This is a genomic window from Paenibacillus sp. FSL F4-0122 (assembly GCF_038002845.1).
Lineage (GTDB): Bacteria > Bacillota > Bacilli > Paenibacillales > Paenibacillaceae > Paenibacillus_AQ > Paenibacillus_AQ odorifer.
In genome coordinates, this window is the sequence record NZ_JBBODI010000001.1 from 1,317,313 (window position 1) to 1,342,475 (window position 25,163).

20 protein-coding genes are annotated in these 25,163 nt (G+C 40.7%); 10 read left to right on the forward strand and 10 right to left on the reverse strand.

From position 1 onward, the window contains the following. Nucleotides 1–211 precede the first annotated feature (211 nt). From bglX to MHH49_RS05595, 4 genes are all read left to right on the forward strand, one after another. On the forward strand, nt 212–2,371 hold the full coding sequence (gene bglX / locus MHH49_RS05580; protein WP_076100566.1) for a beta-glucosidase BglX: 2,160 nt from the start codon (nt 212–214) through the stop codon (nt 2,369–2,371). Nucleotides 2,372–2,487: 116 nt separating this feature from the next. Then, complete coding sequence (locus MHH49_RS05585) at nt 2,488–3,456, forward strand: metallophosphoesterase family protein (RefSeq protein ID WP_076100568.1); 969 nt, start codon at nt 2,488–2,490, stop codon at nt 3,454–3,456. Nucleotides 3,457–3,642: 186 nt separating this feature from the next. Further along, complete coding sequence (locus tag MHH49_RS05590; RefSeq protein ID WP_036686897.1) at nt 3,643–4,395, forward strand: 3'-5' exonuclease; 753 nt, start codon at nt 3,643–3,645, stop codon at nt 4,393–4,395. Between the two features lie 176 nt (nt 4,396–4,571). Continuing rightward, the gene (locus MHH49_RS05595; RefSeq protein ID WP_249267788.1) at nt 4,572–5,324 is read left to right on the forward strand and encodes a MerR family transcriptional regulator; all 753 of its coding nucleotides are present in this window, start codon (nt 4,572–4,574) and stop codon (nt 5,322–5,324) included. 82 nt (nt 5,325–5,406) lie between these two features. Here the strand turns inward: MHH49_RS05595 and aroD are convergent, their stop codons facing one another. Both aroD and rbsK read right to left on the reverse strand, forming a co-directional pair. Next, on the reverse strand, nt 5,407–6,171 hold the full coding sequence (gene aroD, locus MHH49_RS05600; RefSeq protein WP_036686891.1) for a type I 3-dehydroquinate dehydratase: 765 nt from the start codon (nt 6,169–6,171) through the stop codon (nt 5,407–5,409). A 61-nt stretch (nt 6,172–6,232) separates the two neighbouring features. Next, nucleotides 6,233–7,162, reverse strand: coding sequence for a ribokinase (rbsK, locus tag MHH49_RS05605; RefSeq protein ID WP_212592227.1), 930 nt, complete (start codon nt 7,160–7,162; stop codon nt 6,233–6,235). 256 nt (nt 7,163–7,418) lie between these two features. Between rbsK and glgP the strand changes: the two genes are divergently transcribed. Beyond that, nucleotides 7,419–9,035: an alpha-glucan family phosphorylase gene (glgP, locus tag MHH49_RS05610; RefSeq protein WP_036686887.1), complete on the forward strand. Its 1,617-nt coding sequence runs from the start codon at nt 7,419–7,421 to the stop codon at nt 9,033–9,035. Between the two features lie 262 nt (nt 9,036–9,297). Further along, a complete protein-coding gene (gene katA, locus MHH49_RS05615; protein WP_036686886.1) occupies nt 9,298–10,755 on the forward strand; it encodes a catalase KatA in 1,458 nt (485 codons plus the stop codon). Nucleotides 10,756–10,906: 151 nt separating this feature from the next. Here katA and MHH49_RS05620 read toward each other — a convergent pair whose 3' ends face one another. After that, nucleotides 10,907–11,101: a sporulation protein Cse60 gene (locus MHH49_RS05620; RefSeq protein WP_036686883.1), complete on the reverse strand. Its 195-nt coding sequence runs from the start codon at nt 11,099–11,101 to the stop codon at nt 10,907–10,909. A 396-nt stretch (nt 11,102–11,497) separates the two neighbouring features. Here MHH49_RS05620 and MHH49_RS05625 point away from each other — a divergent pair, with 396 nt between their 5' ends. After that, nucleotides 11,498–11,953: a GreA/GreB family elongation factor gene (locus tag MHH49_RS05625; RefSeq protein WP_036686880.1), complete on the forward strand. Its 456-nt coding sequence runs from the start codon at nt 11,498–11,500 to the stop codon at nt 11,951–11,953. 420 nt (nt 11,954–12,373) lie between these two features. Here the strand turns inward: MHH49_RS05625 and MHH49_RS05630 are convergent, their stop codons facing one another. Continuing rightward, complete coding sequence (locus tag MHH49_RS05630) at nt 12,374–12,847, reverse strand: helix-turn-helix domain-containing protein (RefSeq protein ID WP_341137974.1); 474 nt, start codon at nt 12,845–12,847, stop codon at nt 12,374–12,376. 225 nt (nt 12,848–13,072) lie between these two features. Here MHH49_RS05630 and MHH49_RS31135 point away from each other — a divergent pair, with 225 nt between their 5' ends. The 3 genes from MHH49_RS31135 to MHH49_RS05640 all read left to right on the forward strand — a co-directional run bounded on the left by MHH49_RS31135 (nt 13,073) and on the right by MHH49_RS05640 (nt 15,811). Continuing rightward, on the forward strand, nt 13,073–13,276 hold the full coding sequence (locus MHH49_RS31135) for a helix-turn-helix domain-containing protein (RefSeq protein WP_445667554.1): 204 nt from the start codon (nt 13,073–13,075) through the stop codon (nt 13,274–13,276). Between the two features lie 192 nt (nt 13,277–13,468). Further along, nucleotides 13,469–15,373, forward strand: a complete 1,905-nt coding sequence (locus MHH49_RS05635; protein WP_341137975.1) for an FtsK/SpoIIIE domain-containing protein — start codon at nt 13,469–13,471, stop codon at nt 15,371–15,373. Between the two features lie 15 nt (nt 15,374–15,388). Beyond that, nucleotides 15,389–15,811: a hypothetical protein gene (locus MHH49_RS05640; protein ID WP_341137976.1), complete on the forward strand. Its 423-nt coding sequence runs from the start codon at nt 15,389–15,391 to the stop codon at nt 15,809–15,811. A gap of 284 nt (nt 15,812–16,095) precedes the next feature. Here MHH49_RS05640 and MHH49_RS05645 read toward each other — a convergent pair whose 3' ends face one another. The 6 genes from MHH49_RS05645 to MHH49_RS05670 all read right to left on the reverse strand — a co-directional run bounded on the left by MHH49_RS05645 (nt 16,096) and on the right by MHH49_RS05670 (nt 25,128). Continuing rightward, a complete protein-coding gene (locus tag MHH49_RS05645; RefSeq protein WP_341137977.1) occupies nt 16,096–18,612 on the reverse strand; it encodes a DEAD/DEAH box helicase in 2,517 nt (838 codons plus the stop codon). A 51-nt stretch (nt 18,613–18,663) separates the two neighbouring features. After that, nucleotides 18,664–20,622, reverse strand: a complete 1,959-nt coding sequence (locus tag MHH49_RS05650; RefSeq protein WP_341137978.1) for a DUF3732 domain-containing protein — start codon at nt 20,620–20,622, stop codon at nt 18,664–18,666. After that, nucleotides 20,607–21,113, reverse strand: coding sequence for a three component ABC system middle component (locus MHH49_RS05655; RefSeq protein ID WP_341137979.1), 507 nt, complete (start codon nt 21,111–21,113; stop codon nt 20,607–20,609). Before MHH49_RS05655 ends, MHH49_RS05650 begins: the two co-directional genes overlap by 16 nt. Continuing rightward, nucleotides 21,110–22,252, reverse strand: coding sequence for a hypothetical protein (locus MHH49_RS05660; protein WP_341137980.1), 1,143 nt, complete (start codon nt 22,250–22,252; stop codon nt 21,110–21,112). Before MHH49_RS05660 ends, MHH49_RS05655 begins: the two co-directional genes overlap by 4 nt. 299 nt (nt 22,253–22,551) lie before the next feature. Further along, nucleotides 22,552–23,943 (reverse strand): group II intron reverse transcriptase/maturase, encoded by a 1,392-nt coding sequence (gene ltrA / locus MHH49_RS05665; protein WP_081969899.1) that lies wholly within the window; start codon nt 23,941–23,943, stop codon nt 22,552–22,554. A gap of 651 nt (nt 23,944–24,594) precedes the next feature. Then, the gene (locus MHH49_RS05670) at nt 24,595–25,128 is read right to left on the reverse strand and encodes a hypothetical protein (protein WP_341137981.1); all 534 of its coding nucleotides are present in this window, start codon (nt 25,126–25,128) and stop codon (nt 24,595–24,597) included. Nucleotides 25,129–25,163: the final 35 nt, after the last annotated feature.

The window sequence follows — 25,163 nt, forward strand, 5'->3', positions numbered from 1 at the left end:
ATGATTTTCACAACAATTGAACCTGATTATAGCTCAGGCCCATTCCGCATCTCGGAGCTGCGTGCCAGGAGAGTTAACGGTTCACTCCCATCCTTATCGCCTATATAACGTAAGCTTTGCAAATAAAAATCATGCTTACGCTGCCCGGCGGGGAACTACACATCTATTTAACAAACTAACTTTCGATGCGCTCACGAGGAAGGAGTTAACCATGACTAAAACGTTTATCCAAGATCTTGTGAACGATATGACCCTGGACGAAAAGCTGGCCCAATTAACCCAGCTAGGTCCTCACTATTGGGGTTTGGACGATACCGTGGATTTAACCGGACCATTTAAGGAACTGAACATTAAGCCGCAGGTAATGAAGAACATCGGAAGTGTTCTGAACGGTATTGGAGCTAGGAATGTTATCGAGCAGCAGACCCGACATTTGCAAACCAGCAGACAAAAGATTCCTCTGCTCTTCATGGCGGATGTCATTCACGGCTACCGGACCATCCTCCCGATTCCGCTGGCCATGGGCAGCAGCTTTGACCTTGAAGCCTGTGAAAGGTTTGCCGAAATCGCCGCCAAGGAAAGTGCGGCTGCCGGTATTCACGTTACCTTCTCGCCCATGACTGATCTCGTACGCGACCCGCGCTGGGGACGCGTCATGGAGACATCTGGTGAGGATCCCTATCTGAATGCCCGTGTCACCGAAAGTATGGTGCGGGGTTATCAGGGCAAAGACCTAAAAGAAAAAGGACGCATCGCTGCCTGTGTGAAGCATTTCGCTGGTTACGGTGCTCCCGAAGGCGGACGGGAATACAACACAGTGGATATGTCTTCCGGCGTATTGCGTGAGTTCTACCTGCCAGCCTATAAGGCTGCCGTAGATGCTGGAGTGGCCATGGTTATGGCCGCATTTAATACCATTGACCGTATCCCGGCAAGTGGTAATTCCGAGCTTCTTCGCGGGATTTTACGGGAAGAATGGGGCTTCAACGGCGTTACCATCGCCGATTTCAATTCCGTTAATGAGCTGATTCCCCATGGCGCCGCGATAGATGGCAGTGAGGCAGCGGAGAAAAGTCTGGCTGCTGGGCTGGATATTGAGATGATGTCCACTCACTATCTAAACCACGGCGCTGCTCTGGTCGAGGAAGGCAAGCTTGACATCGCCTTGATCGATGAAGCCGTCATCCGGGTGCTGGAGCTCAAGGATGCGCTCGGCCTGTTCGATAATCCATTCAAGGATGCAGATCCGCTGGTGGATGAGGCTCCGAAACCTAGCGCTGAGCATCTGCAGGCCGCACGGGAGCTTGGAGCTAGCTCAGTTGTGCTGCTCAAAAACGACAATGAAGCTCTGCCCCTTAAACGTGGCATGAAGATTGGTCTGGCTGGTCCTTTCGCCACCTCCATTCATGTGCTGGGCGGTTGGGCCGGGACAGAAAAAGATCCGGCTGTATCACTCTACACCGGCATTTTGCAAAAAACATCTGCCGAAGATATACTTACGGCCATGACTGGTGAGCTGGGAAGCATGCTTGAGGGTGTTTTTGATGTGGAGGATGAAATCGAGGACGCCTACCAGCAGCTGAAGGATTGTGATGTAATTCTCGCCGCTGTCGGTGAGAATCAGCAGGATACCGGGGAAGGCGGAAGTAAAGCCAATCTCCGCCTATCGGCCAATCAGGAGAAGCTGATCTGGCGTCTGAAGGATACCGGCAAAAAGATCGTCACCATTGTATTCAGCGGCAGACCACTGGAGCTGAAACCCGTTCTTGATGCCAGCGACGCTCTGCTGCAGGCTTGGTTTCTGGGTACAGAGTCAGGAAATTCATTGGCCGATGTGCTGTTCGGAGACTATAATCCTTCCGGACGTTTATCGATGAGCTTCCCCTACTCGGTTGGGCAAATTCCTGTCTATTACAACGCTTATCAAACGGGACGACCTTATGATCCTAAGTATCCTAATGTGCGTTACGTGACCCGTTATCTGGACTGCCCGAATGACCCGCTGTTCTGTTTTGGTTATGGCCTGAGCTATTCCAAGTTTGCTTACAACAGCTTCAATGTTGAAGCTGCGGATCGGGTGGTTACCTCCATTGAAGTAGAGAATACTTCGGACATCGCCGGCAAGGAAACCATTCAGCTCTACATCCACGACGTCAGCGCAAGTGTCGTGCGCCCGGTCAAGGAACTGAAAGGCTTCCAGCAGATTACACTCGCACCGCATGAGAAACAGGTGGTTTCCTTCGAAATCACCAGAGAAATGTTAATGTTCTACGGAAAAGACGATCAGTTGGTCTTCGAGCCTGGGGAATATGATATTATGATCGGTAGAAACTCTGGAGATCATTGCACTCAGCGGATCTGGATCGGTTGACCTGCGTATAGCTATGCTTCTAACGACGTCAGCCCTTATTGCCCTCTTGGCGCAATGAGGGGTTGGCGCCTCCACAGCTTGCTATTCAATATTCGATAGTAAGGGAGATTATTCTAATGAGACACAGTTTATCATTTCAGCAAGATGGCACTTTTAAAATCGTACAATTTACAGATCTGCACTGGATGGATGGAAGAGCTGAGGATCAGCTTACCCAGGCACTGATGGAACGCATTCTGGATGCGGAACAACCTGATCTTGTGGTTTTCACGGGAGATCTTATTTACACTGGTCCTGTATCACCGGGAAACAAGGCATGCGAGCACCCCGCACAAGCATTTCGTGAGGCTGTCGCTGCCGTGGAGAGATCCGGCATCCCTTGGACCTTTGTATTTGGCAACCATGACACAGAAACTCTGATTTCAAAGAGTGAACTGATGCAAATTGCCCTGGAACATCCCCACTGCCTGACCGAAGCCGGTCCAGAAGAGCTGGAAGGCTCGGGCAATTACACTCTTGAAATTAAAGATCAGGAAGACCACGCGGCCGCTATTTTGTATTTTCTAGACTCTGGCGGCTATTCCGAGTATGAGGATATCCCGGGCTACAATTGGGTTGGGCGGAATCAGATCAACTGGCTGACGGCTGAATCTGCGCGGGTGAATCCGAAAACTGCTGAGAACAGGCTGCCTGCCTTGGCTTTCTTCCATATCCCAATTCCTGAATATCGGGATGTCTGGTCTACACAGGTCTGTCATGGGCATAAGTTTGAGCGTGTATGCTCACCTGAGGTGAACTCGGGCTTATTCTCGGCTTTGCTGGAAATGGGTGATGTGCTTGGCACCTTCTGTGGACATGACCATATCAACGATTTTAGCGGCAACCTGTATGGCATACGTCTTTCTTATGGCCGTGCTACCGGCTACAATACTTATGGAAAAGAAGGCTTTATGCGGGGAGCACGCGTCATAGAACTGGTCAAAGGCACCCAAGACTTCAATACCTGGCTTCGTCTTGATGACGGATCTGTTATAAATGAACAGCCGATTCATATGCCTGAACCTGCTGCCGATTCAGGATATTAATCTTTTATAGGATTAAATTTAAATACTGATTAAATGAACCAGTGCGCAGATGTTGTGCTGGTTCATTTTTTTGTGCAAATATTAGCTTGTCTCCATATTCCCCATTACATCACTTTTTTTGTTAAAATAGAGAAGTCGACGTATTAAGCACTACAGCGTCAGTCATGGAAACGGAGGCAAGTACCTGTGGATTATATTATTCTGGACATCGAATTCAACGGCCGTAAGTTTGCCAGCGAGCACCCTATGGAGGTCATTGAGATTGGAGCCGTCCGGTTAGACTCTTCACTGCAGTATAAGGATGAATTTTCTTCCTTGATCAAACCTATATATTTCTCCACCCTGAATTCCTTTATTAAGAAAAAAACCGGTATCCCTCAAGAGGAAATCGACATTGCCGCCCGCTTCCCCAAAGTTATCACTGCTTTTAGAGAGTGGCTTGATCTAAGTACAGATGGAGTTCTGCTGCTTACCTGGGGTGGCGAAGATATGAAGCGAATCATTCAGGATGTGCGCATGCACAAGATGGACGAATCCTACTGGATGTCCGCTACGTATTTCGATTTGCTCAAAGGAGTTCTACGTGCGCGTGGTCTTAGCAATGATGTCAGCGTGGAAAGCGCGATGGCATTGTTTGAGCTTGAGCCTACTGGATCTGCACACCGGGCGCTGGATGATGCACGGATGACGTCAGAGATCTTCCGCGCCGTGTTTAAGGATCTGGATTTTGAACGTTCACAGCATTACGTAGATACCTTCTCCAATGCCAAAGAACGCAAAACAGTTAAGGTAGCCATTAAGGCAATGACCTCACAAAAAATTGTACCTACCTGGGACCTTGTCGTTGAACACTACTTCTCAGACAAAGCAACCCTTGCGGACCCTCGCAAGCTGGAGGAATTGCACAATTATTTCACAGCACAAATGGGCCATAAATAAATTCAGGCAGCAGCAAAGCTCAACATTATAGACTTATTCATAGCAGCGGCAGACTTCCCCATGATCATTCAGAGGGTAGCTGCCGCTGTTTTGGATATGCTAAAAAAACCATTTGACCTTCACGTTACGTAAAGGTGTACATTTGAATTGTAGGAGGTGATACTACGGAATACACAGTGCAGAAGCTCGCAGAGTTAGCTGGAATCAGCACACGGACCCTGCGCTACTACGATGAGTTTGGCATTCTTAAGCCGGCGAGAATCAACTCTTCAGGGTATCGTATCTATGGCCGTACCGAAGTAGATCTACTACAGCAAATTTTGTTTTATCGGGAGCTTGGCTTAAGTCTGGAACGTATCAAGGCTATTATGACAGAGCTCTCATTCGACGGAGCCAAAGCGCTGCGGGAGCATCATGACAAGCTACTGGAAAAAAGACAGCAATTAGATCTATTAATCGCTAACGTCGAAAAGACGCTGGCTCAAAAAGAAGGGAGAATTACCATGAGTGATACTGAAAAATTCGAAGGCTTTAAGCAAAAGCTGGTAGATGATAACGAAAAGAAATATGGCCAAGAAATAAGGGAGAAATACGGAGATGACACCATTAATCAATCCAACCAAAAGCTTAAAGGGATGACAGAAGAACAATATGCAGCTATACAACAGCTTGAGGAAGAGATGTTCGAAACGCTCTTGCAAGCGATGGAGCATGGAGATCCTGCCAGTATATTGGCGCAAAAAAGTGCTGACCTACACCGTGAGTGGCTCTCCTTCTACTGGAATTCCTATTCCAAAGAAGCTCATGCTGGTGTTGCACAATTGTATGTTGATGATGAACGTTTTACCGAATACTATGACAAGCGCCACCCTGGACTCGCTGCGTTTCTAAGAGATGCCGTACATGTATATACGGGAAAAAATGCGTAAGCGCACCAACAATACTTTAAAATAGAAAAAGGCATCCGGATATTCCGGACGCCTTTTTTTGCGGCAATATCAACAGCAGAAATCACAGACTGCGGTGCAGCAGTGACAATGTATTCCGAAGCTCAACCACAGCTACCTGTCCAGGTGCAGAAGGTTTATCTGCAGCTCCGAAGGTAAGCGCTGAACCGAAAATTTCACCAGCTAAACGGCTGATCACCCCGGCTCCCGCCATAGACATCGTTATAATTGGGCGGTCTGCATATTTTTCCTTCATGATGTGTGTAGCTTCCAGCAAAGTTAGCACATCGCCTGCATCTCGGGGCATAACGGCAATTTTGGGCAAATCCCCGCCAAGCTCCTGCGCCTTGCATAACCGCGAGATGATCTCCTCTTTAGGAGGTGTTCCCTGAAAATCATGATTTGAAATAATGACAGATACATTATGAGTATGAGCAGCTTCGACCAATAGCTTTACATCCTGCTCATCATTAAATAATTCAACATCTATTATATCTACTAGACCGCTCTCGGCAGCAGCTTTATTCAGTGCTGTGTAATATTCCGTGCTGACTTGCTTCTCTCCGCCTTCTTTTGCACTCCGAAAAGTAAAAATCAGCGGCAGATCTGGAATCACAGAACAGATTTCGCTTAGTGCGTTCTTAACAGAAGCAACGTCTTCCACTTCAGCAAAAAAATCCGTCCGCCACTCCACCAAATCAGGTTGCAGTACTTTCAGCGCTTCAGCTTCCTGCTTCAGCTCAGACAAGGTCGCTCCAATTAGCGGAACACATATCTTAGGGATTCCTTCGCCGATGATCACATTTTTAACGGTTACTGTTCTGCTCATTATTTAAGCTCCTTATCCTATCTCATCTAGTATAGATCTTGAGTATCCTGTACTGTCTATTCTACAGCGATTTACGATTTAGAAACTGCTCGACCTCGGACAACTGCGGCAATGAAGGGATCGCCCCTTCTTTCCCTACAGCCAATGCACCTACAGCATTAGCGAAGCTCACGGCTTCCTCCAAGGTCTTTCCTAAGACTAACTGCTGGGCTAATGCGCCATTAAATGAGTCTCCGGCAGCAACTGTATCTACCGCCTTTACCGGGAAGCCTGGAACAGCCTTGGCTCCTTCAGCATTCACAATCAGAGCGCCTTTTGAGCCCAAGGTTACGATAACGTTCTGTACTCCTTTTTGCAGCAAAATACGGGCTGCCTGCTCAGCAGTCTCTGCGCTATCCACAGTCATTCCGGACAAAATCCCGGCTTCTGTCTCATTAGGTGTCAGGTAAGATACCTGAGCCAGCATCTCATCCTTTAGCACTCTAGCTGGTGCAGGATTAAGGATCACCGGAATCCTCTTACGATGGGCAATCGCAATCGCCTGCTCACTCATCGCCAGATCCATTTCAAGCTGCAGCACAATGATCTTAGCCTGGCTAATCACAGCCTCCAATGCCTGAATATCCTCTACCGTAAGCTCAATATTCGCTCCAGGTACCACGATAATCCGATTTTCTCCATCTTCTTCAATAACGATCGAAGCGACTCCTGTTGCCTGATGTTCACTTACAGAAATATGCTCTATATGAATGCCTTCATTCCTGATAATCTCCAGCATTTCGCTACCAAAGGTATCTTTTCCAACTCTTCCGATCATACTAACCTCTGCATTCAGACGTGCTGCGGCAACGGCCTGATTTGCCCCTTTTCCGCCAGGAGATAGAGCAAAGGCTTGTCCAATTAGGGTTTCTCCAGCATCCGGTGACCGTTTTGTACGTACCACCATGTCCATATTCAAGCTTCCAATCACAACTATATCCAACTTAGACACCACCATTAATTATTTCTTCAATCTCTTTATCTTAGGGGCTTCTGTCCACTTTATCAATCAATTCCGCTCAATTGGATTCAAAATGGTTGTTTTCACCAAATTGACGTTATGCTTTTATTCATCGAGTGTGCTAGAATAGTGGTGCAATCGCTTCCACAATGATTGCCTGCACTATTTTGAGCAAACGTTTGCACCTAAGATAATGCCCGCAGCTTCACTGCAATTTAATCTAATCCGTGATTAGGAGGCTTATCAAGTGAACGAACAAAAATTACCGTCAGTCGCTTATTTTAGTATGGAGTACGGGCTGCATTCCGATTTCAAAATGTATGCCGGAGGTCTGGGCATTCTTGCCGGAGACTACATTAAGGGTGCAAAAGATATCAACGCCCCTATCATCCCTATTGGGCTGAAGTGGAAACAAGGTTACACGGACCAAAAGATTGATGCAAACGGCAATCCGTACGACTCCTATCACAATTATGTTTATGAGTTTCTTGAAGATACAGGGGTTAAGGTAACTGTTAAAGTCCGAAAAACCGATGTGGTATGCAAAGTATGGAAAACTGATTATTTTGGCAACAGCACATTGTATTTACTGGATACGGATATCCCCGAGAATAATGATGCCTGGATCACAGGCCAATTGTATGGCTGGTTCGGCGAAGAACGGATCGCACAAGAGATCGTGCTTGGGATTGGTGGAGTCAAGGCTATGCGTGCGCTGCAAATCCCTATTGATGTCTATCACTTCAATGAGGGTCATGCGGCTCTAGCGGCTATCGAGCTAATCCGTGAAAAAATGTCCGGAGGCCATACCTTCGAAGAAGCTTGGAAAGCGACTCGCGAAGAAGTAGTATTCACTACCCACACACCAATCAAAGAAGGCAACGAAACCCATCCTCTCGACCGACTTGAGTATATGAGTGCGTTCAACGGCTTAACCCGTGACCAGATGGAGCGGATCGGCGGCGAGCCATTTAATATGACGGTTGCAGGTCTAAGGCTGTCACGTATCTCCAACGCAGTTGCCCAGCTACACGCCGATACGGCTAATAAAATGTGGAAGGAAGTAGCCGGAAGATCAGAAATTATAGGCATTACTAATGCCATCCATACTCCTACCTGGGTAGATGAAAGAATGACGCAAGCCTACGAACAAGATGGCGACTTATGGGCAGTGCATAAAGAGATCAAGGGAGAACTGATCCAGTTCATCAAAGAACGTTCCGGCATTAGCCTAAATGCTGACAATCTACTCATTGGCTTCTCACGCAGAGCAGCTCCATATAAACGAAGCGACCTGATCTTCTCGCAGCCAGAAATTATCGAACCTTATCTGGAGTCTGGAAAGATACAAATTGTATTTTCCGGCAAAGCGCACCCACTCGATGATAACGGTAAAAAAATCGTCAGCAACCTAGTAGCGATGATGAAAAAGTATCCAAAGAGTGTGGTGTTCCTCGAGAATTACGATATGACGATTGGCGCCCAGCTGACGCGCGGTGCCGATATTTGGCTCAACAATCCACGTAGACCATTGGAAGCCAGCGGCACCTCCGGGATGAAAGCAGCTATGAACGGTGTATTGAACTGTTCTATTCTGGATGGCTGGTGGCCGGAAGCCTGCATCGATGGTGAGAATGGCTGGCAGATTGGAGACGGCTTCGAAACTACAGACTTTGAGGTGCTGGATAAGCATGATAGTGATGCACTGTACGACACCTTATTGAAACGTGTGCTCCCAACCTTTTACGAGAATCGTAAACAATGGGTGCAAATGATGAAAAAGAGTATCGAAACCACCCGTACGGAGTTTGCCACCAAAAGAATGCTAGATGAATATTACAACAGAATGTACATTAAAGCCTAAGTACAAGAACCGAATATCTTCTATATCAAAAAATGCAGCGCACCCCTCCAGTGATGGTAGGGATGCGCTGTTTCTTTTTTAATTCTGCTAAGCAATTAATCACTTTGTCTATCATATATATCTGAATGTGCCAACGATGTAATGACGATTCCCACATATTGTAATGTGCCAATTATTTAAAAAGTGTTGCAATTTCTTTAAAAAACATTAATATAGAACTTATACTAAATCTAAAATCAAATCTCATGAGGTGATTCTATTAATGAGCTCCAATAATAATAATCTTACAACCAGCTGGGGTGCTCCAGTAGGCGACAATCAGAATTCAATGACAGCCGGTGACCGCGGTCCCACTTTGCTGCAAGATGTCCATCTGCTTGAGAAATTAGCCCACTTTAACAGAGAACGTGTTCCTGAACGTGTCGTTCATGCTAAAGGTGCTGGCGCTCACGGGTATTTTGAAGTTACAAAAGATCTGACCCAATACACAAAAGCTAACTTTTTGTCTGAAGTAGGCAAACGTACACCGTTGTTCATTCGTTTTTCTACTGTAGCTGGTGAATTAGGTTCTGCTGATACCGTACGCGACCCTCGTGGTTTTGCCGTGAAGTTCTATACTGAAGAAGGAAACTATGATCTCGTAGGTAACAATACGCCTGTATTCTTCGTTCGTGATGCGATTAAATTCCCGGACTTTATTCATACACAGAAACGTGATCCACAGACACATCTGAAGAACCCGAATGCTGTATGGGACTTCTGGTCTTTATCGCCTGAATCTCTGCATCAGGTAACGATTTTGATGTCGGATCGCGGAATTCCAGCTACGCTGAGACATATGCATGGGTTTGGTAGCCATACCTTCAAGTGGGTAAATGCCGAGGGTAATACAGTCTGGGTGAAATACCATTTCAAAACAGAACAAGGCATTAAGAATCTAGATGCAGACCTTGCTTCCAAAATCGCTGGGGAAAACCCGGATTATCATACAGAAGACTTGTTCAATGCTATTGATAAAGGAGATTTCCCTGCTTGGAAGCTCTACGTGCAAATTATGCCGATCGAGGATGCGAAGACTTACCGTTTTGATCCATTTGATGTAACAAAGGTCTGGTCACAAAAAGATTATCCGTTAATCGAGGTTGGCCGTATGGTATTGGATCGCAATCCGGAGAACTACTTCGCTGAAGTAGAACAAGTCACATTCTCTCCCGGCTCTTTCGTTCCTGGTATTGAAGCTTCGCCGGATAAATTGCTACAAGGCCGTCTGTTCGCGTATGGTGATGCACACCGCCACCGGGTTGGCCCTAACCACAACAGCCTGCCTATCAACCGTCCAAAAGTAGAAGTGAAGAACTATCAACGTGATGGTGGCATGGCCTTGGGCAACAATGGCGGTTCCGGAGCCTATTACGAGCCTAACAGCTTAGGGGGACCAAAAGAATCACCGCAGCATAAAACATCGCCGTTCGAAGTCTCCGGATATGCGGATAGTGTCGCCTACAATAGTGACGATCACTATACACAACCAGGTGACTTGTACCGTCTAATGTCTGAAGAAGAACGTACCCGTCTAGTTCAAAACATCGTTGGCGCTATGACTCCTGTTGAAAGTAACGATATCAAACGTCGCCAGATTGAACATTTCTTTAAGGCTGATCCAGACTTGGGACAGCGTATCGCATCCGGTTTGGGTCTATCCGTACCAGACGGAATGTAAGACTGTAAATGCACTTATAAACTAAAGAGGACCTTTGCCCGTAGATGGGAAAGGTCCTCTTTTTACTAATTAGCTGAAAACATAATAAATGATGACAATCACAACGCACAGCGTAGAGACAATGGATAGACATGAAAAAAACGTGTTCCAGTTATTGCCTTTCATTTGTCTTATACACGACCAGTATAGTGGTTCTTTGGTGCTCTGCCCCATCACGTGATGATTTAACTACCGAACCGTAACAGATATTCACAATCTGTTCCTCCCGTAGTCCTGCCAGGAACTCATTAGCTTTATTCTCTGCATAAGAATTATCAGCATCTACAAACTCTTTAACTTGAATCATCCTGATCTCCTCCTTTAATAAATTAAGTAGTTATTTTATAGTTCTGGAATCTATATGTGAACTCAACGAAATGTACATGGCGTATCACTCCCCAGGTAACAATTAATGTAAAAATATCTTCAAAATACAGTATAGGCATTTCGCAGTTTTCTACGAAATGCCTATGCATCAGCCTATCATAGCACCCAAGTATGTAATAGTCAAAGGTTTTCATTACAATATTTAGAAGGTTTTAATTCCCCTTTTAAAATGGATTGGATTTACAAATAGAAGCTGGTATACTGATCAGAAGGTCTCCATTGGGGGACCTCTATTTGTATAGGAGGGATTTTAAGATGGCAACACACCATAACAAGTTTACAAGGAATGTGCTACTTAGAGGGGGTGAAATCTACTATGAACCATAGTCTTATCTATGAAGGCTCACGGACACAGCTGCTTCAGCAGCTTATTTATTTTGATGAGGAAAAAATCGCATTTCTAAATCAATACTTTCCGGTACGAAGCAAGGATAGAAGCAATGCTGAAACGCTGTTGTCCCGTTATTGCTCCGAGCTGGAACAATTACTAACTGAGTTTAATGGTGAAGATTTAAATTCTCAGGTCTTTATCGGAAGCCAGTTGCAGCTTCGTTACTTGGACGATAATACTACAGATATCTATACCATCGTATTTCCTAACCAAGCAGAACCTAACGATAACAAGATTTCTATGTTGTCACCTATAGGCATGCAGCTGCTGCTGGCTGAGCTCGGCAGTACTTGTCAGCTAGCGATTCCTTCAGGTCAACTAGAGGTGAAGATCGAAAGTATTAAGTTCGTGAATAATGGTGAGGTAGGCGTTCTTATATAAGGACGATCCCTTATAAACCCACTACAGCAGCGTCCCTTTCCTATATTAAGGAGGAGGACGCTGTTCTATTATTTAAGCCTCCGTAAGAATGTCCAATTCCCTTTAACACAGGTCCCTCCCTAAATAAAAATCTCTAGTCTCTATTGTATCCATACATGCTTAGTTACACAAAAAAACACCCGCCTAATACCGGCAGGTGTTTCTCATTATAAGCGGGTGATGGGAATCGAACCCACGCTATCAGCTTGGAAGGCTAACCGGAGGCTTCCCCTTGCTTATGCAGAAGGTAGCAAGACCTTGCTGCATAAGCATTCCTTAATCCGATCTTTAGGCAAATTTAAGCACAGTTCTTCCGCAATTAGCTATATATCGTCCCCCATTCGTCCCCTAACATTCGTTAAATATATATTTGTTTAGCACCTAAGATTCATATTTCCCCTCAGCTTGTTTTACAATATTGGTTAATTCTTTTAATAATTTACCAGCCACATCATTGCGCCTTAGAATTAGGAAATGTCCAAAATCTATAATTTGTTTAGCTTCTCCATCTTTAAGTTCCACGCCGCCTATAGTATGAAGATTATCACTTAGGTTATAAGTCAACTCTAACGGATCATAAATGACTTCCCTAAATGAATCTAGCTCTTCACCAATGCTTGCTATATAACCATCCTTTTCACCAACTAATTCACTAATTGATATACCAAATGCATTTGCGAGTCCTATTAGAGCAATATAAGACGGGCCTTGTTCCCACTTTCCATTCTCTAAATTGCTTATACTTGAGACTGATCCAAAATTCGCTTGATCAGCCAACTCCTCCTGACTCCACTTTTTATCTTTCCTATACTTTCTAACTCTTTTTCCAAGTTCATGAATAACAGGAAAACTCAATTCCATCTCTCCTTATTGAAACCTTAATCTGAATGAAAATTACTTACAAGAATCTTTGTATTTAATGATTTTTTTATTGGGAAATTTCAATTGGAAATATAGTACTCTTTGTGTTCCTCGAATAAAATTAACACAGCGACAAATAAGGGAGGGATGTCGTATAAAGTAATACTCCAAGCTATAGCAGCCATATAGAGTTAATTAAAATTCGAAAGGATTGTTGATATGGAAAAAGATAATATTTTAGATGTTTGGGCGATTAGTCGTGAACTAAATTGTTCTCCCGCTACAGTTCGACGCATGATAAAAAAGAATATGCTCCCTCATTATCGGCTTGGTATTAGGATTTACACAAAAAAATCCTATCTTGATGCCTGGATTCATAAACAAATAACCAAGTCAACCACGGAATCCCATCATGAATATTAAAACAACAGCCGCATTACCTTTGCCGAGGTAAAACGGCGCAAGAGCAATTCACTCAAATTAATTTAACCATTTCATTAAAAGAACAGCAAGCCGTTTTTTCGGCTTGCTAGTTTTCTTTCAAAACATTTTGCTTTATAAACTCAATCTTCAGTATATTCAAATATTTAATTTAAAATAATTTAGGAGAAGAAAATGAGAGAACACTTTATTGGTTTCATCTTTAGAGTAAAGAGCATCTTCCGAAAAGTATATAAGTTGATTGCTCGGAACTCCTCTATGCTCAAACGTTTTCTTTTATGGTTAAAAGTGGAGGATACAGAGAGAGTACGTGAAAAAGTGATTTATCACTGGGTACAATCCGCCAAAGAGGATCTTCAACGTGCCTTGAGTGTGATAATTGAAATCTCAAATTACGCCTCTTATGAAATCAAAGTTGAACAAAGCACTATTGACTGGGCAGTACGTTTAATTGCTCGATATGAAACTGTTCAATGTCCTTCTACACCGTTAAGCCTTCGTTTAGCTCTTCGTCTTGGCTTACTGGTTCCGACATTTAAACGACGGCTTTCTTGGCTTTTATTTTCTTCGGTTTTGGCTACAATTCTTTCATACTTACTATACAGGTTCAAGTGGTTTCCGTTTGATTGGTTCAGCATTGGTTTATTTTCAGTTATATTTTTTATTATGGCATGTATTCGTACAGGTCATAAGTTGATTGCCAATATTACAATAATTACTATCGATCCTATAGCTACTGCGCATCTGTTTCATGCTCATCTATCCCAGATTCATTCACAGGCAGAATCATTATTACAAAGTCAACGCGTTAAAAAAGCACCTCAAATTCAAGCTGCTCTCCATGCCATTAACTTTCAAAAGAGACTAATGGACAATAATCAAAGGACAACTATTGATAGAAAATCAAGTGAGATTGAATTAGTTGTAAACAAAGACCGTCCTGGTGGCTATTTTCCTATGCACTTAGAGTGGAAAAAATTTATAACCGAAGTGCTAAAAATCAAAGAAGATTTGTATAGCCCTCCTTATCATTATGATTTAGGAACAACTGAAATTTTCGTGTGGGACATCCCTTCTGTCTCATACAACAAATGGGAAGAGAATCTTCAGCGAATAGAAGCCTATTTAAAAAGAAACGTCTTTCTCATCCATAGGGACTATGACGGCATTGGGACAATAGGAGTGGAACTTTCAAAGCAGTCACTGCCTGTTGAAATACATTTCCATAATGTAATTGACCTAAATGCTGTAACAGAAACAATCAAAGTTGTCACAGTGGGAATTAACAGTAAAGGTCCGGTCCTATGGAACTATAAAAAAATCCCGCATGGAATTATCGCTGGTACAACCGGAGCTGGAAAATCAACTGTACTTTATTCTATTGTTCTACAACTTCAACGGCAAAAGCATTTGCCTATGTTTATAGATCTTAAAGGTGGAGCCAGTTTTGGATTTGTAGAAGATACTGGATACCCTACTGCTGTTACGAAAGAATCTGCATTAGTTCTCCTTAGTGACGCAGTAGAGGAAGTCAACCGAAGAGAAGAACTCTTAAAGGAATGGGGAGTATCATCAGATATCAGTGTATATAACGAAATGACTAATGCTTGCTTACCTGAATTATTCATTATATTTGATGAATTTGCACAGTTCACTGATAAATGGCCAAGGCTCGAAGAAGGAATGTCTCACATTAAGTTAATTGCTGCAAAAGGAAGAAGTACGGGAGTTCATCTGCTAATTTCTACGCAAAGACCAAGTCAGGAAAGTCTTGGTTCAACTGATTTCCGATCTAATTTAGGTTTTCGCTGTATTGGTAGAATGGATTCGCAAGCATCAAGTCAGATCGCTCTTGGGAATACCGCAGCCTTTGATCGGTTGCCTTCAACCAATTATGCAGGACTCTTCATCGTAAGAGGAACAGACGCGCCTGTGGATGGTTTAATTAAGGTTCCGTTTATCGATGATATCGAATTTCGAAAGTTATTCGTGGAGCATCCAAATCCTCACTTAAGTTTAAAAAAGGAAGAGGACATAATTCGGATTCAGAAAATCGAAAATTATAATGACATTTTTTAAAGGAGTGTGGGTTGCATGAGTAATGCAAGAGAAGAGATCAATGCCATCGTAAAAAGAAAAAGTTATAAAAATGAATCTTATGCAGCTAATTATAAAAAGTTATTTATAAGATTTTTCAAAAAACACAAAATGTGTCGCCCCAAGTCATTAGTAAACTATAAAACTATATTGGACTATATTGAGGAATTAGAGATGATTCCCGAGTTGCTACATGAAGCAAGAATATTTTTTGAACATAATACTTTGGAGCCGCAGGAACTTATTGAGAAAAGAGCAATTCAAAGCAAAATACGAGTAGAAAAAGAATTACAGGAGATAGAAAAGAAAAGATTAGCCGCTGAAGAATTTGATAAAAAACATTTCCGTTCTATTACCTTGCAAGAAATTGCAGATTACTTTAATGGTACAATAATTGACATAGATGAATCTGATTTATAAGAGGATTTAAAACAGGAATTGTTTTCTGTAACATTGCGGAAAATTGAAAATTACAATGATTTCTTTTAAAAGAACTTGAACTTAGAATGCTCATACCGAAAAAGGCCTGCCAACGATAAGATTTACGACCAACAGTTACCTTAAACAAATACTATTAAAACTATTAAATTCAAAAATCATATAGTAAATTATGAACAAGAAAATCCGCTAATCTAGCCTATTAAAGATAGATTAGCGGATTTTCTTTAATGATTAAAATTTAAAATCCACAAAATTAACATCCATTATATTCGAGGTTCTTCTGAATATAAATTACTCTTTAAATCATCAGAAGTCAGTTTATTAATAACTATTAATTCATGTATTCTTGTTTCTGATAAGTTCTTTAAGTCCATTGTCTTAAATTCATTAAAAAACTTGCGAACATTTTGATTAAGCAACTTTAAATGCTTATCCCTCATTATTTGTACCGACTCGTTAAAACCTGCCGCATTAGAGATTTTATTTGTAGGTGTAATCATTATTCTTTTTACCGGAACATCTCCATACTGTCTGTCAAACCAAGCACAAGCATTATTCATTTGCCCTGTTTCTTCTTTATAAATTTCTTTTCTAGTTGCCTCTACATTATTCTTACATTCCACCAGGAGATATTGATTATCACTTATTTTCCATAGATTATCCGGGCCTTCTTTCCATTCCTTATCCGGCCTTTGACTAGGAAATCCCAATATATGAGCCAGTTCATGGAACGCTTGCTCAAATCTATCTGCTTTAACGCCAAATCTCAGTTTACCTAAAAGATCATCAACCTCTAAGAATAGTTCATCGTAGCTTTCAAATGAACCCATCCATGACATTATATTTTCAACTCGTTTTAAACTTATTGCTGGGAACTTAGTAACCTCCATTCCCTCTTTGGGTTTTAAAAGATAAGTGTTTTTGCGGTGCGCATTAACTTGGAATTTATTTGACTCTATTTTCGATAAAGGATACATAATCCTTGCAATCTCTTGCAAATACCAACCTCTATCTTCTTCTGAGTCAATATGTTTGTCTATCAAGCTCTGCAATGCATCCGCAGCACTTTTATAGTCACGTTTTGAGTAAAACTCGTCTGCTTTCTTTTCTAACTCAAAAATCTCAAGCATTTTTGTCCTTTCCTCTTGAACTTCCATTTCATTCATTTTTTCAATGTAAAACTCTTTCCAACCATCGTCACGATTTAGCGATTGTTGCACTAAACGTTGAAATGCTTCAACTGGCTTAGTTCCATTATCAATTTCTTCCTTTGTAAACTCAGCAACTTGAAATCCAATATCAATTTGAGTTCTAGTTTGTTGCGAAAAATAATCTCGTGAATTTTTGGATCGCACAGACTTAACTAACTCAACACCTATAATTATTACAACACAGTAATCCTTTTCTCCCCTTACCCCTCTACCTAATCCTTGTTCTATAGTTTGTGCCATGCGCACAGTAACAATGTCACTATTACTACGACAATCCTCAATATATCTATCATGTAAGGACTCAAAATATGGTTTTGAATCGAGAATTAGGATTCTGCACGTTTCATCAGGTAAGTCAATCCCGTCATATCTATTAGCAATGACAAGCGTCTTTTCAAAGCTTTTCTCTTTTAAACTTTTAATATTTTCAATTATGGTCTTTGGTAGAGCCACTGTTGAACCATACTTCTCCCAATCTTTGGTCGAGTTAAAACTGGGAACTAAAGCCACTATACCTTCTTTTCTTCCCAATTGTGGTTTAGCAAACAGATTAACAATTTCTCCTCTATCAAGAGTTGCATCAATCAGAGAGGGAATTAGAATCATTTTCTCCCCGGACCATCCTTCGTCAAGAAGTCGTAAAGGATTTCGGATAGTTTCTGCATCAAGTCCCAACCCTTTTATAAGGAAAGAATCATCAGTTATGGTTGCAGACATAAATATCCGGTGTTCTGCCCTATAGAAAGAACCAAACTGATGCAATGGATTGATAAATGGTACAATTTCAAGACTTTGACCTGATATAAAACATTGACAGTCTTTAAGCATGTCCTTTAATAGTGGCCAAGCAAATTTAATTTCACTCTGATCTTTGTATTTCGATAAAATGTCAGCTACTTCTGCATGTTTGTCTTGCCAGTCCCAATATGGAACCTGCAACAAGGATTCAAAACTCTTTCTCTTAATATCGGCATATGTACCGACACCTTGATTCTGTAGTTCAGGACCAAAAAGCGCTAAAATCTCTTGATATGCATGGGAATCCTGCTTTAAGACAATTTTACATGCATTTTTTATCACTTCTATACAAGCATGTGCATCATCCATAAGGATTGTTGAAACAGGTAATGATCTTGAACCTAAACGAAATTTAGTAATACCATTAAATAGCATTTGAACAGTGGTTATAAGAATACTTTTTCCATCGATAAATTCGTCAGGTATTTCATCATTAACTGTACAGTAATTAAGCCCAAAACTTTCAGCTTGTATACATGTTTGTTCTATTAAATAATTGTTATGACACAAATACAAGCATGGACCTTTATCTTGATTCAACCGCGATTGCAATATAAGTAATCCAGTTAATGTTTTACCTTGACCCGTATGCATTTTTAAAATTACATCTTTTTTTGTGGAAAAGTCATCATACCAACTATCTAATATTTTTATCTGAATTGGTCTTAAAGGTCCCTTATCACTTTTTCTATCTAATGTTTCATATATTTCTCTTGGATGAACTTTTTTCTCGATTACTTTTTTTCCTAATCTTTTTTTAAAATCAACCATTGAGTATATCCCCTTCACAATTTTTTTATAATAATTGCTTCTTACCTATATTTAAATTAATGCTTTTCCACCTCTCCAATCATGTCTTGTGAATTTTTTAAATTCATCTTTTACATCTAGTTCTTTACCATCAACATGATCAACAATTATAATTTGGGGAAGAACACCCGTATCATCTTGAATATTACTTATTTCATCAAAAATTGTTTTATACATATTATTTACAGCCATGATATCAGTCTGCTTTTTGATGTTTAATTCTCCTTCCTCATCAATATCAGGGATTTCGCTGATACTTTGAGGGAAATATACTTGACTTGGTTGATCAAAAAACAAGATAAGCGGGATTGGAGAGTTCGCTTTTTCTTTAGCAAAAAAGCGAAGAAGACTGAGAAACAGAACGATATGACAAGAAACCCAATTTGCTCCACTTCCCATTTCACTTAGAAAGATTTTTTGTTCATTATTATACTTTTTCACTAAATGAAACAAATCAAAATTACTAATATCAAACTTCAGATTCATGGGTTTAAACTCATCTTCGAAATCCAAAGTTAGTGCCAAACGATTCATATTTTTGTTAATATCATTCTTTGCACTGCTTAATTTTTTCTCAATATTAAACTTTCCTATTTCAGCTTCTAATTCAGTAATCTGAAGATTTAATGTAATTAATTCGTCATTTAAATCTTTGAATATGCCTTCACTTATTGTTTCTATATATAACAAAATATTACCTTTGGCATAACTGATTTTGTCTTTAAGATTTTTCAAGGTTTCTGAGTTGAGATAAGTTCGCTCAATTTGTTTGACTTGACCATAATTGCGTTTAATAGAGGAAACCATATTATCTCTACTCAGCTCTAATTTTCTTATATCCTCCCAAAAATTTGTGTTGTATGCTTCCACAAATTTGATCTCACTATTTAACCATTGAGAAGCTTCTAGTATAGATTCATCATAATCAGATATCTTTTGGCTTAATTCACCACAAATCGGACATATATATTCTTCATTCTCAGGTTTTGATACTTCATTAATTTTCTTTAACTCGTCCAAAATTCCAACATAATTCTTACCAACGATATTGGTATTTTTAAGTTCACTAATTTTTATGTTAATTTCAATTTCTTTTTTTCTAAGCAGTTCTAATTCGTGATTAAGACTATTGTAGCGAGTAACTATTCCTGTAGATGAGAATTTCGATAAATCAAGCTCTGGAAGTTTTGCTGATGCTTCAATAAGTTCCTTCAATGATAAATTCCCACTAAACTCTCTATCTATTAACGCATAATAATCCTCAAATAATGAAACTAATCTTTCCCGAAGCTTCTTATCCATTACAGAATTTTGTTTTTCCTGCTTTAGTAATTGTTTTTGTTGCTTCTTTAGACTGTTCATTTGAATTATTTTCGAGTAGTACTCTTGGCCAATAAATCCTGCGAAAATTGGGAATTGTTCTATTACGTCTTGTCTTTTATAAAAATCTGTAAACCTATAGAAAAGAGCAAATTTACTTGCCATTAAATTTTGATGTTGAAACATATACGAAACCATATTACGAAGTGAAGCCTTTTTACTTTTATTATCTTCATCATCCTCTAAATTACTTACTTGCAGCCCTAATTCCAGTTCAATATAATATTGAACTTCTTTTGAGGATAATAAAGCACTGTTTTGAAAGTATGAAAGGTCGATTTGGTCAACGTTATATTCTATATTCTCGGTTAAATAATACATCCTCCCTCCTTTCTCCCAGTGTTCTCTTGCTATAATTAAACACTTGTTATTAATAATGTAAGTTAGGCAATACAACACTCCGAAATCAGTAATCTTCCCTTTTGGAATTGTACATCTTGAGCTACATAAGCAATAATCTATAATCTCGACTAAGGCGCTTTTTCCTGTTTTAGAATCTCCAGTTATTATATTAACTCCATTGGTCAATTTAACTTCTCGTTTCTCACCTTTACTATTAAAAATCAAAATCCTACTTATAAAACCTTCCATTTATTCTCAACTCCTAAGTATAAATCTATAGTTTCTGTTGTATGCTTTTTAAAAATAATTCCCAGATAAAATGCTGCTCTTAGTAAGTCATGGAGGTTCCCGTTATAATTCTTATAATTGTCTACCCGAAGAAGAAAAACAGAATTACTAATGTTAATTTTCTTTTCTGTTGATAGGACAATAATAGCCAGTTTAGTTAATTCCTCGAATTGTACATATCTTTCTACAAAACCAGATAAATTAACTCTTGCCGAGAGTTTCAAATCCTCATAGTTTGATTTCCCTTTTTTTGTTCCGAATAGAGTCTCCATTCTGCTTGTATTCTTTGCTGTCAATAAAACAGTCCTAGAATCTTTCGAAAGAACAATAGGTAAAACATAAAATAAGAGTTTGATACTTGTTCCTCCTCCGTAACCTTCTAGAAAACTTTGAATAATCTTTGCAACCATATATGGATTTAACGATAATGTTTTAAGATACTCATTGTTCATAGATTTTCACCCACATCCCAAGACATTGTCTTGGATTGCATTAAACTGTGTATTGTCCCATTTTGAAAAAATGAATAATTTGGATTTACTGATCCAAAGGGTGTAGCCTCCCAATTCATCACTGAACTATAAAACACTTTCGAATTTTCGACTTGAATGTCTCGGCTCTTGCTTCTATTTTGAATTACTATTGGCTTTTTAAAATTATTTAATTTTCGTGATAGTCTATATTGATATTGATCAAGACTACTGTTAAATACAATGTTATCCAAATAGTATGCCGCTATAGTCATATTTGTTTTCCAATAATCACTTATAGCCTCTGGTATTTCTGTTTCATAATTAATATCTTTAATTTTCTGAACAAATCTCAAATCATTGTTTTGTTCTATAACTCCTAAAGGTAATTCTATTTGTTCATATTCAGTAGGCAAAGGTGTCTCTTTGGGATTTGTATATTGTGGACTTATTTCCTGTATTAAATCTTCGAAATATTCAAATGTTATTTCCCATTTGTGAGGTTCATTTTTAACTTGACTTAATATATTCCCCAATAAAGAGGCAATAAACTTATCTCTATTTTGTCTAGGTATTAATTTCAAGTATTGATTAAAATCGCTGCTAATGCATGTTATTCTTTTTCGAGTATCTTTTATCTCAAACTTAGATAGAATCTTTTTTACTTTCCTATTAATTATTTCATTATTGGGAAAAACGACATCGTATGCATCCCTAAATAATTTTTCCTTTTTTTTCTTTTCAATACCTATTTCTTTTAAAGCTTCATACTTTTCATCAGCATTCTTACCAATCCAGTTATAAAAGACTGAGTTAACACGTATCCCTGACGTTGTATAAAGAATAAGTTTATCTAATTTAATAATTGTGTCATACTCCTTAACCCAGTTGCTCAGAGTATTCCAGAGATCTATATTACGATCATTTATTAAAGTAGTCTTTAAATGATGTTTAACTTCCATCTGATAGGAGTTAGAAGAGGAAATTTTACTAACATCTCCTTTAACTTCAATTTGAATTGATTCTCCTTCTTCCATATTAAAGCATTCTAATAAAGCAATATAATATTGGTAAATATCACCTAGCATTGATAAGGTTGCATCATTTGCTGCTCTTTTCATTAGAGACATCTCCTTACATTAAATAGACTATCGTAGTTTTTTGATTCTAAAGACTCAGATTATTTTGATATAACAACAAATAAATACAACTTTATACATAGTTCGGCATATAATATCCAGTACCTTCCAAACAGATGTTCTATTTGAATTGTTTCCTTTATCGTCATAATCCAACGTTTAATCTATAAGAAAAAAGTCCAATTAAAGGGCATTTACCAATATCGAGTAGGAGGGGGCGGCAAGCCCCCGTCCTCTCACACCACCGTACATGCGGGTCCGCATACGGCGGTTCCAAAAGGTTAACAAAGTTCCAGATAGCGTGAAAGTAAACTCTTCAGCCCTTTTGCTTCCCAATAGGAAGTCGAAAGGGCGTTATTCGTGTTCCGGGACATTTCCCACGCGCCTCGCCGCGAGTTGGCCATCTTAAAACAAGCCCACTTTGGAACCCCGAGTGCTCGAAGCTCGCGGATTCGTGTACGTACTCGTTTCCACTGTTTCCACAGACACATTCGAAGTCTCCTCCGAATCCACTGGTCCAGTGTTTGGAAGTGTGTCTTCGCCGAGGCTAGACGGAAATAACCGAGCCAACCCATCAGATAGCGGTTCAGTCGGTAAATCCTTTCTTCCATGGAAATGGACCAGGTACGTTTCGTTAGCTCTCGAATTCTCCCTTTAAAAGCTGCGAGACTCTTCGGAGCAATCCGAATCGTTGCCTGTTTCTGGCTCAGGAAACTGAATCCTAAGAACTTTCGGTGCCAAGGTCTCGCTACCGCACTTTTCTCCCCGTTTACTTTCAGTTTTAGCTTTCCTTCTACAAACCGACTTACCGATTCCATGACACGCTCGCCTGCTCGTTTACTCGCCACAAAGATATTACAGTCGTCCGCGTAGCGTACGAATCGCAAACCTCGCCCGGTCAGTTCCTTGTCCAGATCATCCAATAGAATGTTTGCTAGAAGCGGACTAAGCGGACCGCCTTGTGGCGTTCCCTCCCGGCTACGCTCCCATTTTCCATCCACCATAACTCCGGCGTTTAAGTAAGCACGGATTAGCGTCAGCACTCTTTTGTCCTCCACTTTCCGCGCCACTCTTGCCATTAGCATGTCGTGGTTTACCTTGTCAAAGAATTTCTCCAGATCCAAATCCACGACCCATCTGAGGCCGCCTTGGATATATCTTTGGGCTTGTTTAACGGCGTCATGCGCGCTCTTCCCCGGCCGAAAGCCGTAGCTGTACCACGAGAATTGTGCGTCAAAGATCGGGTTCATGACTTGTAAAAGTGCTTGCTGGAGGAAACGGTCCATCACAGTCGGGATGCCTAGCTGCCGTACACCGCCTCCAGGTTTGGGGATTTCCACCCGTTTGACTGGCGCAGGTCTGTAAGTTCCCGTCAGAAGTTCAGTTTTCACCGATGCCCAGTGCGTATTCAGGTAAACTTGTAGATTCGCTACCGTTACACCGTCCACACCGGGCGCTCCTCCATTTTGCACCACTCGTTTGTAAGCGAGTCGAAGGTTATCTCCTTTGAGCATTTGCTCCAGCAAGTTGTTCTGGTCTTCGCGAGAGGAAGGGACGACTTGTGCCGACGAAGAACTCGGCGCTCCGGCATACCCTGACGGCTTCACCGCTTCTCTTTGCCGCAAGCTCCCTTGCGAGATATTCTGCTGTCGTTGCTCTTCATGCGAACGCATCGCTTTCCTCTCTCCTTTCGGTTCAGCCCTTCCGTAAATTGTTGCAACAGCTTACGTACTATGGCTTCTGCTGACTCCTGCCAGTTCAGCGCAGCCTCTCAGCTACGGTTACAAGTTTTTTTTTCTTGCTTATCTGACAGGTCTCCCCAGATAAGAACGTCATCTGTCTGCCCGCGACCACTGGAGTATACCGCGCCAGCCCTTGGCGGCTTTGGATTTCGTCATGTTTAGGTGACTCATCCGACTGACACAGCCTCAAATCCAGTTCGTGTACCTTGGCCCGTGCTTTTGCCTCCGGCTTCCTTCAGATTCCACCTCACGGTGGACACCCTTGCCCTTGGCTAACGGTAGGCGCTCGCCAGCCCCCGTTCGGGACTTTCACCCTAAAGATGACGCCCATGCTGGGCGTACTAATAGAAAAACACCACAATTTTTATTGTGGTGTTTTATTTAATGCTCATTTACTTCTGCTATTTACTTGTAATCACACTTTGTGACGTAGAATTATTCATATAATGATATTTCTTTATTATCAATATATGGATAACTTGCGTATCTCTTCAGCCTTTACAAGTAATAGAGATGCATTAAGGATCATGTATCATTACGTTCAAAATATAAAGAGAAAAATTGTTACCAATTCTTCATTCCTCACTTTAAATCTCCACTTTGAGTATCTTGTTCAACCAAGAAGTAATACTTATTTAATTTCCCTGTTTGGAAAAGTGCTGCAATTTCAATTGCAATATCCTCGTTAGAATGACTCATAACATTCTGTACTGCATAGCCAAATTCGGGGCAATGATACCAAGCAAGAGATACCCTAATTTCATAATTTCTTTCTAACACATATACTGAATGCTCATATACAGGTTTATTGGAGGCGTCAGTTCCAATTTTTTTACTGTTGAATGTTATCCTCATGCCTGGAATTTCTTTCTTTGTATCGTACTTACTCATATACTCATTATTTAATGCTTTGTTCAATAAATCCCCATTTGCATTAGAAAAGTTGATACCCGTAAGTTCAGTTACCAAGCTACAAAAAACGTTCACTCTCTCCTGGTAATACAATTGAACATCGGTTGTTCCGTCACTTAAGTAGGGAACAACTCTACACTTAGACCGACCTCCTTCTGCATCAGTTCTCGCTTCAATAATAATTGCACCATTTTCATACATCATTTAAAATCCCCCATTGAAGTTTATTGGGCACTCCA

Coding starts and splice junctions, on each gene's coding strand:
- MHH49_RS05650 (WP_341137978.1), bottom strand. CDS start 20,622: ATGGAAGGTTTTATAAGTAGGATTTTGATTTTTAATAGTAAAGGTGAG.
- MHH49_RS05585 (WP_076100568.1), top strand. CDS start 2,488: ATGAGACACAGTTTATCATTTCAGCAAGATGGCACTTTTAAAATCGTA.
- MHH49_RS05645 (WP_341137977.1), bottom strand. CDS start 18,612: ATGGTTGATTTTAAAAAAAGATTAGGAAAAAAAGTAATCGAGAAAAAA.
- MHH49_RS05670 (WP_341137981.1), bottom strand. CDS start 25,128: ATGATGTATGAAAATGGTGCAATTATTATTGAAGCGAGAACTGATGCA.
- katA (WP_036686886.1), top strand. CDS start 9,298: ATGAGCTCCAATAATAATAATCTTACAACCAGCTGGGGTGCTCCAGTA.
- bglX (WP_076100566.1), top strand. CDS start 212: ATGACTAAAACGTTTATCCAAGATCTTGTGAACGATATGACCCTGGAC.
- aroD (WP_036686891.1), bottom strand. CDS start 6,171: ATGAGCAGAACAGTAACCGTTAAAAATGTGATCATCGGCGAAGGAATC.
- MHH49_RS05620 (WP_036686883.1), bottom strand. CDS start 11,101: ATGATTCAAGTTAAAGAGTTTGTAGATGCTGATAATTCTTATGCAGAG.
- MHH49_RS05640 (WP_341137976.1), top strand. CDS start 15,389: ATGAGTAATGCAAGAGAAGAGATCAATGCCATCGTAAAAAGAAAAAGT.
- MHH49_RS05625 (WP_036686880.1), top strand. CDS start 11,498: ATGAACCATAGTCTTATCTATGAAGGCTCACGGACACAGCTGCTTCAG.
- MHH49_RS05660 (WP_341137980.1), bottom strand. CDS start 22,252: ATGAAAAGAGCAGCAAATGATGCAACCTTATCAATGCTAGGTGATATT.
- ltrA (WP_081969899.1), bottom strand. CDS start 23,943: ATGCGTTCGCATGAAGAGCAACGACAGCAGAATATCTCGCAAGGGAGC.
- MHH49_RS05635 (WP_341137975.1), top strand. CDS start 13,469: ATGAGAGAACACTTTATTGGTTTCATCTTTAGAGTAAAGAGCATCTTC.
- MHH49_RS31135 (WP_445667554.1), top strand. CDS start 13,073: ATGGAAAAAGATAATATTTTAGATGTTTGGGCGATTAGTCGTGAACTA.
- MHH49_RS05655 (WP_341137979.1), bottom strand. CDS start 21,113: ATGAACAATGAGTATCTTAAAACATTATCGTTAAATCCATATATGGTT.